The sequence below is a fragment of the Bacillus alkalicellulosilyticus genome, from assembly GCF_002019795.1.
Taxonomy (GTDB): Bacteria; Bacillota; Bacilli; order Bacillales; family Bacillaceae_F; genus Bacillus_AO; species Bacillus_AO alkalicellulosilyticum.
Map to the genome: position 1 here is coordinate 2580345 of NZ_KV917381.1, position 12599 is coordinate 2592943.

Genomic DNA, 12599 nt, shown 5'->3' on the forward strand with positions numbered 1-12599 from the left:
CATTATAACACCTTAGTGTAAGTAAAAATCGAGTCTTTTCGTTCTTCCTTTTATCACATTCATAATTCGCTTCTAGATATCCTCATGTAAAAAGACTGGAATAAAGGCAACATCCTTTAATCCCAGCCTGAACTGTTTTATTTTTTATTTCGATACAAGTACATGGTTAATGGTGCAAAAATAACTAGTAGTACGAAGGACGCAAGTAACACCCAGAATATATCTTGTGTGGTGGCGGTTCCATGCATGAGTCCCCTTATCGCTGTTACGAGTAGGGATATTGGATTTACATCGACAAAAGCTTCTAACCAAGACGGCAAGGTACTAGGGTCAACAAATACATTACTGACAAAGGTTAAAGGAAACATAACCATCATACTTATGCCCATAAGCGATTTTTCTGAGCGGACAATTAGCCCTAAAGTCGTCCAAATCCACGATAAACTAAATGAAAATAAGACTAATAGCGCAACTCCAAACAGGACACCAACGGCTCCTCCATCTGGTCGAAACCCCATAATGAGCCCAAGAATAATCATGATTGTAGATGCGATCGTATACCTTATCGCATCCATTGATAGCATCCCTACGAGAACAGCTGGCCTCCAAATTGGGAGAGAACGAAACCGATCAAATATCCCTTTACGAATGTCATTATTAAGCTCCATTCCCGTATACATTGTAATTGTAATGACAGTCATCGCTAAAATGCCTGGAAGAAGAAACTGTAAATAGTCTGCGGTTGAACCTGCAATCGCCCCACCAAACAAATACGTGAACATCAACAAAAACATAATCGGGAACACCGTAACATCCATCAGTTGTTCCGGTACATATTTTAGTTTTAGTAAAGCTCTCCAACAAAAAGTCATTGTATTCGAGACCATATTTGGTTTGGGCGGACGTGTTTTCATTGAGAGAACCTTCCGCATTTTCTCATCAACTTCAATGTGATTTGGTGAGTGGTTCATCATTCAACCTCCTCTGACGGTCGTCCTGTTAATGATAAAAACACTTCATCTAAGCTCGGTTGACCGAGTGAGAAGTCCGAAACTCTAATATCGGCTTTTGATAAAGCGTCGAGAGCTCGCGAAACAAGTGCCAGATCCGTAACTCTTGCAGAAAGAGCGGTTGGGTCAGATTCAAGCTGAATACTTGTATGTAAGGTGTCTTTTAAAACTTTTTCTGCCAGTGCTCTTGCTTCTTGGTCAAATAAGCGAACATATAATGTTCCCTCACCTACAGATGCTTTCAGCTCATTGCTTGTGCCTTCTGCAATAATTTTCCCTTGGTCAATGACGGCAATTCGGTCAGCTAACTGGTCCGCTTCTTCTAAATATTGAGTGGTCAGTAACACTGTTGTCCCTGTTTGTACAAGTGCGCGAACAATATCCCAGACTTGGTTTCGACTCCGTGGGTCTAGTCCTGTCGTCGGTTCGTCTAAGAACAACAGGTCAGGTGTAACGACAATGCTCGCAGCAATATCAATTCGCCGTCTCATCCCACCAGAATAGGTTTTTACTTGTTTATTCGCGGCTTCAAGTAAACCAAACGCATCAAGTAGCTCTAATGCTCTTTCTTTCGCTTGCCTACGCGAAAATCCCAGAAGTTTTGCAATTAGTAGAAGATTTTCAGTTCCCGATAAATCTTCGTCTACAGAAGCAAACTGACCTGTCAAGCTAACACGAGACCGTACCGCATCTGCTTCCTCCACTAAGTCATGACCTAATATTTTCGCATTTCCACCATCAGGTTGTAATAATGTAGCTAACATTCGAATTGTTGTCGTCTTCCCAGCACCATTAGGTCCAAGAAAGCCATAAACCGTGCCTTTTTTAATCGCTAAATCGACACCATCGACAGCACGATTCGTTCCAAAAACTTTTACGAGACCCTTTGCTTCAATCGCTAGGTCTTGTTGAGTATACATCACACATGCTCCCCCTCTTTTAAATTGTTCTCCTTATGACTATGAGCGACAATTACCTTTTAGTAGGCAAAAACACAAACTTAACATCGATTAGAAAATGGAAGATAATCGGGACCCATAGCGACCCAGAACCAACAAACAAAAAGTAAAAGACTCCACCTAAATACCCCGTGAGCAGAACGCCTTTCCAACCTTGGTACAAATGAACAATTCCAAAGAAAATACTTGTAATTAAGCCTATAGCAAAGACAGAAAGCTCAAAAGGTAGATGAGAAAAATAATAAACCATAACACCGCGGAAGATAAGCTCTTCACAAAATCCAGCAGTAATTGCAACAAATAAAAATAAGACACGTTCCCCCATTGTTTTTGGTAACAGAAAATCAAGACTATTATCAGGGGGGGATTTCAGGTTGGGCCTTCTGTTTTTTGAACTTAACAATATTCCAGCGCCAATAACTACCCCAAGTATCATCGACACTGCCAAACCAATCATTACCGATTTATCTAACTGTATAATTGGAGGTTCATAAACAAATAGGCTGGAAAACGAGCGATTCGTCATCGTCCAGTATAGCCAAAGAACTAATACCGCAAGCCATTGAGTGGATATGATTGTCCCATAAAGTCTCCATTTATTGACACCGTCTTTCTTCACTTTTTTCATATAGTAGTAGTCCCAAATTGGATACCCGATGACGATGAATAAAAGAAAAAACGTTACAAATACCATAACATACCTCCAATTATTTACGCTGTAAACCTACATTTCGGAAAAGAGCCACACCCTATAAAGCTTCCCCTTTTTCCATTACGGGTAACTAACTGTCCCCCACATTTTGGACAGATATTTTGTTGAACGAGAGCTTGGTGATTCGCTTGAGTCGCTTTAATTTCTTGTACATGTTCCCGTTTTGTTTCTTTATCCGTTTGATTAAGTGAGGTTAATGTATAATATATTTTTTGTTTTTGAAATTGACTTAAGGTCGTTTGCCTATATTTTTGAATTGTTTTAAGAAGATGAATACTATAAACTACTTCGGATTGAAATTTAGTTTTTAAAGTAGCATTGACTGAAAAAACTACGATTGGAATGAACGGGATGTCTCCAAGGTCAGAAAGAAGTGTTTCTAACGCTTTGACATGTCCGTAGTTTTGATGGATTGGATTGTAAAATTTATATTTTCGTTTATGTAAAACTTGTGTCCATTGTTGATTTCGCTCGTCTCCATAAATCCAGCCTTTGTAATTTTTTGTCTCAATCACAAACACACCGTAGTCTGAAATGACGACATGATCAATTTGTGTGGTTTTATCATTAACTTTAACCATCACATCATTTATCACTTTATATTCCTCTGGATTTAGCTGTGTTAAAATCGCACTTGTTGCCTTCTCTCCAATGAAACCTTTGATTTGCGGTAAAAATAATCGATACAATAGAAGTAATACAAATAGAATAATAATAATTTCCAAGGCTTTTCCCCCTTTTTTCTAGTATACTTTCATACTCTGTTTGAAAAAGACATAACAAAGGAGAAAACGGAGGGCGATGAAAAAGTTAAAAACCTAACTTTTTCAGTGCCGTCAAAAAAACGAACTTTATAGTGCCTTCTTACTCAGTCATTATTCATTTTCATACAAATAAACAATAATTTCTAGCAGTACCATCATTATAATATAATTCGAGGCCTTTCGAGAGTTTTTTTAACCTTCTATCAATAATCCTTTGCTAGTCATTCAAAAACAGACAGTGAAGCGTTTGGATGGATGGTTAGTAAACATAAAAATGAGAAGCACTTATTGTTTTTTAAATAATTTTTTCGCTTTCAAAATATTATTTTGATTTGTTATAGCAATATACGAGATTATTTGATATATTATTTACAAAAAGTAGAAGTAGGTTTTTAATATATGAGCAAAGTAAACTCAAGAAAACAGTTTAGAAAAAAGAGGAATAAGAAAAAAAGAATTCTTTTATTTGTCTTACTTCCATTATTAATCTGTTTGGGTATTGGATCGTATTTTTATTCAGAATATAGGACAGGATTAAACCTCGCACAATCCGTATCAGCCAATGGTGAAGATGATATTGAATTTTACGGTGTCGAGGACCTCACTGGAAAAATTAATGTGTTATTACTTGGGGTCGATGCAAGGGATGCAAACGAACCTTCAAGAACTGACACGATTATGATTGCTCAGTATGACCCAGATACAAAAACATCGAAAGTAATCTCCATTATGAGAGATACATACCTAGAGATTCCGGGGTATGGATTTTACAAAGTGAATACGGCTAATGCATTGGGTGGACCTGATTTACTTCGTCAAACAATAAAGCATAATTTCAACCTCGATATCCAATACTACGCGCTTGTCAATTTTGACGGGTTCTCACAGCTAATTGATACAGCGTTTCCAAATGGGATCGAAATTGAAGTTGAAAAAACGATGTCTCGTGATATCGGTTTAACGTTAAATGAAGGACTTCAAACACTTAACGGAAAAGAGTTACTAGGTTATGTGAGATTTCGTAAAGACGCTGAAAGTGATTTCGGTCGAGTACGAAGACAACAACAAGTGATGGAAACATTGACAGATGAGTTGGTTAGTGTCCACGGCCTTTTAAAGTCTCCTCGATTAATTGGGACAATTCAACCATATATTCAAACAAATATTACGAACTCAACAATCCTTGGAATTGCGACTTCCCTTCTTTTATCGGAAAACATAGCTATTGATACACTTCGGATTCCAGCTGATGATACCTTTGAAAATAAAACATACCCAGGTGCAGGTATGGTACTTGATATCAATCTTGAACAAAACAAGCAAATTTTACACGACTTTTTAGATGGTAAACTTCCTACTGAAGAGACTCCTACTGAAGAGATTATACAATAATAAAAGAGATTGAGTCTTTGGCGTAAATGTCAAAGACTCAATCTTTTTTTTGCTACATCATTTACTACGAACAATGGCACTCTTTGTCACATCTTGCGCTTGCCCGGAAAATAAAGTGATAAGACAAAACTAGTTATTGAAATCCTCTAACGCTCTCTTCGCTTGTTCTCTTGACAGATTATACGACTGCCACTTCCAGTGACGAGATTCTACATGCACTTTCTTTCGAACTAACATATCATGTAGTCCTTCGATTTCAGGATCTGTTTTATATAGCTCCACTAATCCTGGTACTGCTGAATAAGATAGATGCTCTAAATAATAGACATCAATACTTCCTGAAACTTCATATCGATCAATGTTTTTAGATACAATAAAGCTATCAATATCCATCATATTCATACCGACATAAAACAATAATGAAAATATAAGATAAAATCGGGCAAGCGATAATCTAGGTGTCCATAGCTTTATAAGGGTAAATATTAAAATGACAAATAAATATATCATAAAGGCATGAGCAAAAATACGTAAGTACGTAAACCCATAAGCTTGTTCGTATAACATGAGTCTAACAAAGGCCGATGCTAATAAAACCCCACTACAACTAATCAATAACGTTCCTAATCCTTTGATGATAATATGTTCACCTTTTGTAAAGGCTAATGTTGCTAGTAAAATCATGTAATTAATTATCGTAACGATTACCAACTCCGCAAACCCTTTTCTTGCGTATTGAGCATACGATAAGCCTTCCTGTAACTCTCCACTAAAGAAGTATTGGAACTGAACACTAATGAATAGAAGATAAACAAGATTAATAAAAATGAGAACCGTTGAAACAATAATGATATCCCAGCTAATTTTCGACTCTGTTTTGATTGTTTGAGTCACAGCCGTTTTTCGCACCAATGCTTTTAAGAAAAAAAAGATAAATAAGGTTATAACCAAAATTCTGAAGATACTCAAAAATGTTGCCGTTTGTAATTCGATGAACAGTTCAGGAATTTGAACTAGTATCCTTGCAAATTGGTCATCAGCTGATGAAAGTAAAACTACAATGATATATAACAACGGGGCAGCTATGATTATTCCTACTCCTATTTTCTTACCTGCTTGATATGTCCCCTCTTTTACATTTCTCTTTGCCTTTCTTTTTGTTATCAAAGTATAAATCTTGAAAACCTCTGCTGTCTGCTTTAATTTCATTTTTAATAAAGAAAGAAAAGGTGAGGAATACCATCTTATTTTGGAAGAAGTCGTTAGCAAAATTGTATGAATAAAAATTAATATCGGGATGAGCAGTACATTAAACATGTGAAAGATAACGTTTGAATAGATTCCAAAAGAAATCGTTAGCAACCATATCATAACAAACAAATATCCACCGATTTGCCGATGCGTAAACGGAACCTTCTTGAGATGATAGAAATATAAGCTATAAAATCCAGCCACCGCGATACTGTACGAAACCCCAATTTGTTCTGTAAACACACTATTTTCAACGATAAACCCTACAACAAGACATAATAACATAAAGCGCCATTCTCTTTTCATCTTCAATTATCTCCTTTATACATAGAAATTCTATATAGACTACCATAAAAACTACATAGATATCCTTTTCACTTAGAATATCTATGTAGTTTATGAAAAAAATTAGATGGACCGAAATGTGCCCCATCTAAAGCCGGCATAACAACAAGGATATAAAACAATTGTACATACAATACATGTCACAATAAAAGATGGTGATAGTAAAGGGTCAAACCATCCATGTGGCATGATGCGAAAAACGACTAAGCCCATCAACAATAAATTGGGTACTAGCGCAATAGTAAACGTTTTTCGTAACAACCTTTTTCCAGTTAACCCAAATTCTTTGCCAATTTCATAGCCCAAAAACACCCAAAAAAACATATACAATAAAATTAATACAGCGGTAATACTTGTTAATACAATCCACACCTGACTAACAACGGGCACTAAGTTGTAATTATATAACAGCGTCAAACAAATGCCCCCGAGGAAAAAGATTACATTCACAGTAATAAATGTCCATTTCACTTTCGTTGGTGTGAGCTTTAATTCATCTTGATAAGACAGAGCCACCTGTTTAGGAACACCAAATCTCTCAATGACGGTCCTCATCGCTTCTTTTTCCTCAAGACCATCATGCCGGAACAAGTCATCTACCATTTCCGTGATATGAAGTTCTAACTCACGCAAAAGCTCTTTCCTATCGGTAACCCGACCTAATTCCTTTTCTAATGCTTGTAAATAATCTGCTTTAGACTGAATCATAGCCTTTTCTCCCAATGACTTTATCGATAACTTTTACAAAGTTATTCCATTCTGATGTTTTTAGTTCTAAAATTTCTTTTCCTGTCTCAGTAATACGGTAATACTTCCTTGCAGGACCTTTTTCAGGCTCTTGCCAATACGCCTCAATGTATTCCTGCTTTTCTAACTTGTGAAGAGCTGGATACAACGTTCCTTCTTTCACCTGTAATACGTGGCCACTTCTTGCTTCCATTTCTTTTACAATTTCATAGCCATACATATCTTTCTCAACAAGTAATTGCAGTAAGATTAATGAAGTACTACCCTTCACTAATTCCCGATTAAACATTTTATTTTCACCTACCTAGAATTAAAAGGTATCTTCCCCTTTCATATTATCCATAATTTTCATAAAATGCAACCCCATTATGCACTTTTTTTATCAATGTTATCCCGCTCTTGTAATTTTTGCTTCATTTGCAGAATCCACAAGTAGATTTCTTTTCCATGACGACTAAGGACCTCGGTAAAAACAATGATACATGAATAAAGTGTCACAACAAAAGCACCATATAATGATATATGTTTGATAGCCACCCAAAACGAGCTATACACATGATAATTGACCGTACCTTCTTGTGAAACCATAATATACGTATATAAAATGGTTAGTATCGCAAAGAAACCGAGAAAATGAAATACATATCCTACAACAAAAACCAACTTATCCAAGATTTCATTTTCAATAGAAACATATTTTCTAAGGATAAACCAGATTACTAAAGATAAAAAACCTAAGGAATAAAAGCCTAATGAATGGTCAGCGGCAAATATCAGACCCTCTCCAACCCAAATGACTAATGTGAAACATAAAGCTACCACAGTCAGTAAAGCAAGTAAGTAGTAATATAACCCGATTTCGATAATTTCAAGTCTTCGTCTAGTCATATACATTCGTAGATTTGGCATATGCACCACTCCTTTTTACAATGTATATTCAAAGGCTTGTACTTTAGAAAGAAAAATAACAGATTAGTACCACTTATTTCTCCAAATAAGAAGAGACTTCCTTTTTTATTTTGCAAATGGAAAACAGAGATAGAAAAAACCTAGTCATCATCTGACTAGGTTTTGATAGCCTAAAATGTAATAGTAAACACGTTATAACAGAAAAACACCGAAAAGAACCAAAACAATAATAACAACCGGGATTAACCCAATATAAATAATAAACTGGTTGTTAAGACTTTTGTTACTGCTGTATTTCGTGTCCTCGGATCTAGTTAAGGATAACGTGAAAACCAACGCTATGACACATATTATTGCTACGAAGATAATTAAGTAAACCATATGACCCCTCTACAAATCTAAAGTTTTTACTAGTATATCATGATTGGTCTACATGAATACAATTGACAAGCTTATACTCAAATTATTTAACACCTATTTTTATCAACTTCAGTCACCTTCAACCAAAGCAAATGATAAACTATATTATTCTTAGAATCATGAGGTGATTATATGTATCCTTGGCTTCATCAACTAGCTCTAACACATCATCCGGCTGTTCTACCTAATCCATATTGGCAAACTTGGTCTCCATATTATATTCAATATCCATCGTATAACACAATTTGGTAGCTATTTTACTAAGACAGTTATTAATAAAACCAATACTAGAGCAATCGTGGCCCCAGACGCCATCAAGAGATTGCTCATCGTTTTTTTTAGAGAAATGACATCTTTCTGAAGTCTTCCTATTCTTATTTCTACATTGTCTTCGAGTGAGCTAATGTTAGTATCCATTTTAGGAAGCTGTGCTTCAATTTGTTCCATTTTAGTAAGTAATCGGTCTACATTTCCGTCTAGATCACTTTTTCGTGAAAGGAGCTCTAGTTTTACTTGTTTCACTTCCTCCATGAAATCCGAAGCTTTTCCCATTTTCGTAACATGTGCTTCAAAATCTTCAATGTTTTTTTGAAGAGTTGTCAATTCTTTTACGTTTCCCACGGATATCCCCCTCGTCCTATTTCTTCAAGTTTTTCATTCACCTGTCTTAGAAGATGATTTAAGCTTTGTTCATCTTCTAAATAATCATAAATAGCTTGGCAATCGGCAATCGAATCAAACCCACTAGTAATTAGTGTCTTTGCTAGTCTTTCTTGCTGGGAGCGATTTAAGAATAGATTACCCGCAAATAGAATCGATTCGATAATTTTGGTCCGTTGGTCTCTTAACTTTTTTATTTCATGCAACGCGGCTACGAATCTTTCCTGACCATCACTTTCATCAAATTGATTAAAATAAAGCTTAATAAATCCAATCGTTACATTTATCGCGATATCATTCCTGTAGCTTTCCATGCAGCGCTGAACCGACATTTCTAAATGTTGAAGCTCTTGTTCCATTAAGCGTTTCGGTTCTTGTTCGTCTTCCTGTTTAAAGAGAAGCTTGTACCATTTATAAACACTTTCTTTTTTTCCAATGATTTTCTCAATCTTTTCTTGTATTTCCGTTCGGTTAAAATAGACTTCTAACTTTTGATGAAAATCTTTTCCATCTGTAAACCGGTCCCCATATTCTTTCATCGTTGCGACTAATCGTTTTCTATGATAAATGGTCGTTTGATAAATCCAGTGCATTAGAATAAGGGTCATCTTTTCAATGAATGTATACGTTGCGCTATGATATATATCTAGTAACCGCTGATGCTCTTTATTATGTGAGTGGCGTCCGTTTAATGAGAACGTATAATCATAGGTTTGGATATAGGCTAGTAATGAGACTTGAATTGAGTGGTTACTATAGTACGAATACGTAACTTTAAATTGCTTTTTCTGCCAATCGACAGTCCATGTGTGAACAATTCCAAGACAAGCGAGTTGATACAACTTCCATTCCTGTTGTTTTTGAGTTTCACCAAATGGAATGAATGCTTCTCCTCCTGGAGTTGCATCGTGATACATAGCTTCTAATTGTCTAGCATCTGTTTCCACATCCTCTATACCGTTAACAAGTTGAGTGAAGTGGTAAGACAAATCTCCCTTAATCGATTTAGCAGCCTCTAGTATTTTCTTTGTGTCCGTTTCAAACCCAAAAATAGCTTCAAAATCCGTTAGCGCTATATAATCGTGGGAATATAAAACAATGCAACGAGCTTCTTCGTTATCTCGACCAGCCCTCCCCGCTTGTTGATATAACGCCTCTAACGACTGAGGTAAACCAAAATGAATCGTAAACGTAATCTTAGAATGATCGATACCGATGCCAAACACATCCGGTGAAACTAACACTGAAGTTTCGTTGTTTATAAAAGCTTGTTGTGTGGTCACAGATGGCTGAATGGTGGAAGTTGTAATCAAAGATTGCTCTTCTTCAGATTGGTCAATAGAATAGTAGCTTGTTTTCATTTTGAGCAACTCTGCTAGTTCTTTTGCTAACGAAATACGACCATTTTCATCCTCTGATAATGTAAAAACTAGACCAGTTTTACGATTCTCTTTATCTTCTATTAGGAAATTTGCAAGTTTTAATTTCAAAAGAACTTTGGCCAATCGGTCATTTGCTTGGTCTTGTTTTGTTTTTATGATATGAAATGAAAGTTCTTTTCTCATAAAATTCCTTACAGAAATGATATGTTCATGTTCTATTTCTAATTTCTGCTTTACGTCAAGCAACACCCTTGTTGATGCTGTTGCCGTTAATCCAACTATTGTTGGGTTAGAACCATATTCCCTTATCGTCTTTCCTATTACGGCATAGGAGAGGCGAAAATCATGGCTCCATTCTGATGCACTATGAATTTCATCGATAACTATCGTCTTAAATAACATCTTTGATAGAATAGAGCGAAATGCATCTAGTTGCAACACTTCAGCAGTTACAAATAAAGTAGTAGTCTTTCCCTTTCTCAAATCATTCAAATCTAGCAAATATTGTTCATACCAATTCAGGTGATCAATTATTATTGGTGGCTCTAAGATATAGCTAAGCTTTTTAGCTTGGTCATACATCAATTCTTTTGTAGGAAAGACGACTAGACTTGAGGTCGGTTGTAACAGAATAACAAATTGATAGATTACCGTCTTCCCTCTACCAGAAGGCAACCAAGAAAGTGTATTGTTGCCTTGTAAGATGCTGATTAGTGATTCTAATTGGCCTTCTAAAAAATCGTTATAGCCAAATATATTTTTCAGCAAAAATCTCATACTTTGTTTATGTGTTTTTTCATCCAGTTCATATGTAATAGGATTAGTTTCTCTACAAAATATCGTCTCCTCATGGTCGCTTTGAATTTCGTAAATCGACTCATCTTCAAGGGAATGATTTCTTTTCCCATTTTCATTCAAATCGATATGAATAAAATCATCTTTAAAACCGTTCGGATGTATGATGATTTCTCCGATAATAGCTGGGGGGATGAATTGAATGTGATGAAGTTTACCTACATGAGTAATCCATAGAATAAGGTCCTCTAACGCCAACTGAACATAATTACAATCTGCTGAACTCTCATCTAGCACTTGATATTTCCAATAATAACTATCAAAAGAGATGACACCACGTTCAATTTGCGACAGCACTAGAAGTTGGATTCTCATAATTTTTGTTAAGAGGATTTCTTTATCATCGATGTCTGTAATATGTATTAAAGCCTCTTGCAAGAAAATAGAGGGTTGAATAGGAACTTTACGAAGAAAAATATATTTTATCAGTTGGATCGTAGGGATATAGCTTTTTTCGATTACCTTATCGGTGAGATTCGTAATTGTAAAATTAGTGTTGCTACGGCAATAGTTTGCTGAAAACTTTATCATGTAATCAACACCTTCTTCTTTTAAATGCAATACGTAGAGCTTTGTACCTTTTTGAAAATTCAAATTTTTTTATATAAAAAATAATAGTAGGATTTCCCTACTATTATTATACTTATTTTTTACAAATTACGCCACATATAGAAATATTTCAACGAGATTTTATTTTTAATTTTTTTCTAAAATAAAGAAAAGATGAAAATCGTTTACACTAAACTACCCATTAACACGAGTCCTACAAACGAAATCATCGGAATCGCACCAAGTAACCCAATTGCTATAAAAGTCATCGTATTTATTAATGTTTTTCTATCCTTAGGTACCTCGCCACGTGATAGTGTCCGACTTCGATAGGTGATAATAGAAAAAACGCCAAATACAAAACTAAACACAACGATAAACATTGGAATCATAATATTTTGTGCATTAGAGAATGTAACTTCAAATATTTGAAGTAAACCATACACATAGAGTAATAACGGTATTGATTCTATTAATACTACTTTCACAAAAAACTGCTTTATTTCCTTTTGGTACACACCAGTAAAGACTAAATTATCTTCACTTAAATTCGCTTCTAATTGATAAAACATCTTATTCACAACAACAATGATTCCAATAACGGCGATAAGTGACGCTAACACAAAAATCCATGCTGGATTCAA

12 protein-coding genes are annotated in these 12599 nt (G+C 35.4%); 1 reads left to right on the forward strand and 11 read right to left on the reverse strand.

Annotated features, from left to right (window positions below; all coding sequences use genetic code 11):
- Positions 1-137: 137 nt before the first annotated feature.
- The 4 genes from BK585_RS13005 to BK585_RS13020 are packed head-to-tail and all read right to left on the reverse strand — an operon-like array spanning position 138 to position 3406.
- Entirely contained in the window at positions 138-971 is an 834-nt protein-coding gene (locus BK585_RS13005) for an ABC transporter permease (protein WP_078553832.1), read from the reverse strand.
- A complete protein-coding gene (locus BK585_RS13010) occupies positions 971-1930 on the reverse strand; it encodes an ATP-binding cassette domain-containing protein (protein WP_078553833.1) in 960 nt (319 codons plus the stop codon). The genes BK585_RS13005 and BK585_RS13010 overlap by 1 nt, the downstream gene beginning before the upstream one ends.
- Before the next feature lie 52 nt (positions 1931-1982).
- A complete protein-coding gene (locus BK585_RS13015) occupies positions 1983-2663 on the reverse strand; it encodes a CPBP family intramembrane glutamic endopeptidase (protein ID WP_078553834.1) in 681 nt (226 codons plus the stop codon).
- 17 nt (positions 2664-2680) lie between these two features.
- Positions 2681-3406: an NERD domain-containing protein gene (locus BK585_RS13020; protein ID WP_139367560.1), complete on the reverse strand. Its 726-nt coding sequence runs from the start codon at positions 3404-3406 to the stop codon at positions 2681-2683.
- 438 nt (positions 3407-3844) lie between these two features.
- Here BK585_RS13020 and BK585_RS13025 point away from each other — a divergent pair, with 438 nt between their 5' ends.
- Positions 3845-4837 carry an LCP family protein gene (locus tag BK585_RS13025; RefSeq protein ID WP_078553835.1) on the forward strand — a complete coding sequence of 331 codons (993 nt, stop codon included), beginning with the start codon at positions 3845-3847 and terminating at the stop codon, positions 4835-4837.
- A 129-nt stretch (positions 4838-4966) separates the two neighbouring features.
- Here BK585_RS13025 and BK585_RS13030 read toward each other — a convergent pair whose 3' ends face one another.
- The 7 genes from BK585_RS13030 to BK585_RS13065 all read right to left on the reverse strand — a co-directional run bounded on the left by BK585_RS13030 (position 4967) and on the right by BK585_RS13065 (position 12599).
- Positions 4967-6394, reverse strand: a complete 1428-nt coding sequence (locus BK585_RS13030; protein WP_078553836.1) for a DUF4153 domain-containing protein — start codon at positions 6392-6394, stop codon at positions 4967-4969.
- 102 nt (positions 6395-6496) lie between these two features.
- Entirely contained in the window at positions 6497-7141 is a 645-nt protein-coding gene (locus tag BK585_RS13035; protein ID WP_078553837.1) for an HAAS signaling domain-containing protein, read from the reverse strand.
- On the reverse strand, positions 7128-7469 hold the full coding sequence (locus tag BK585_RS13040) for a PadR family transcriptional regulator (protein WP_078553838.1): 342 nt from the start codon (positions 7467-7469) through the stop codon (positions 7128-7130). The genes BK585_RS13035 and BK585_RS13040 overlap by 14 nt, the downstream gene beginning before the upstream one ends.
- Positions 7470-7546: 77 nt before the next feature.
- A complete protein-coding gene (locus BK585_RS13045; protein ID WP_078553839.1) occupies positions 7547-8089 on the reverse strand; it encodes a hypothetical protein in 543 nt (180 codons plus the stop codon).
- Positions 8090-8761: 672 nt separating this feature from the next.
- Positions 8762-9130, reverse strand: coding sequence for a hypothetical protein (locus BK585_RS13055; RefSeq protein ID WP_078553841.1), 369 nt, complete (start codon positions 9128-9130; stop codon positions 8762-8764).
- Positions 9118-11937: a DEAD/DEAH box helicase gene (locus BK585_RS13060; RefSeq protein ID WP_078553842.1), complete on the reverse strand. Its 2820-nt coding sequence runs from the start codon at positions 11935-11937 to the stop codon at positions 9118-9120. Before BK585_RS13060 ends, BK585_RS13055 begins: the two co-directional genes overlap by 13 nt.
- Positions 11938-12140: 203 nt before the next feature.
- Positions 12141-12599 (reverse strand): hypothetical protein, encoded by a 459-nt coding sequence (locus tag BK585_RS13065; RefSeq protein ID WP_078553843.1) that lies wholly within the window; start codon positions 12597-12599, stop codon positions 12141-12143.

What these genes read in the sequence shown, in the direction of transcription:
- BK585_RS13005 (WP_078553832.1), bottom strand. Translation starts at nt 971, where the DNA reads ATGAACCACTCACCAAATCACATTGAAGTTGATGAGAAAATGCGGAAG.
- BK585_RS13060 (WP_078553842.1), bottom strand. Translation starts at nt 11,937, where the DNA reads ATGATAAAGTTTTCAGCAAACTATTGCCGTAGCAACACTAATTTTACA.
- BK585_RS13030 (WP_078553836.1), bottom strand. Translation starts at nt 6,394, where the DNA reads ATGAAAAGAGAATGGCGCTTTATGTTATTATGTCTTGTTGTAGGGTTT.
- BK585_RS13025 (WP_078553835.1), top strand. Translation starts at nt 3,845, where the DNA reads ATGAGCAAAGTAAACTCAAGAAAACAGTTTAGAAAAAAGAGGAATAAG.
- BK585_RS13040 (WP_078553838.1), bottom strand. Translation starts at nt 7,469, where the DNA reads ATGTTTAATCGGGAATTAGTGAAGGGTAGTACTTCATTAATCTTACTG.
- BK585_RS13010 (WP_078553833.1), bottom strand. Translation starts at nt 1,930, where the DNA reads ATGTATACTCAACAAGACCTAGCGATTGAAGCAAAGGGTCTCGTAAAA.
- BK585_RS13035 (WP_078553837.1), bottom strand. Translation starts at nt 7,141, where the DNA reads ATGATTCAGTCTAAAGCAGATTATTTACAAGCATTAGAAAAGGAATTA.
- BK585_RS13045 (WP_078553839.1), bottom strand. Translation starts at nt 8,089, where the DNA reads ATGCCAAATCTACGAATGTATATGACTAGACGAAGACTTGAAATTATC.
- BK585_RS13015 (WP_078553834.1), bottom strand. Translation starts at nt 2,663, where the DNA reads ATGGTATTTGTAACGTTTTTTCTTTTATTCATCGTCATCGGGTATCCA.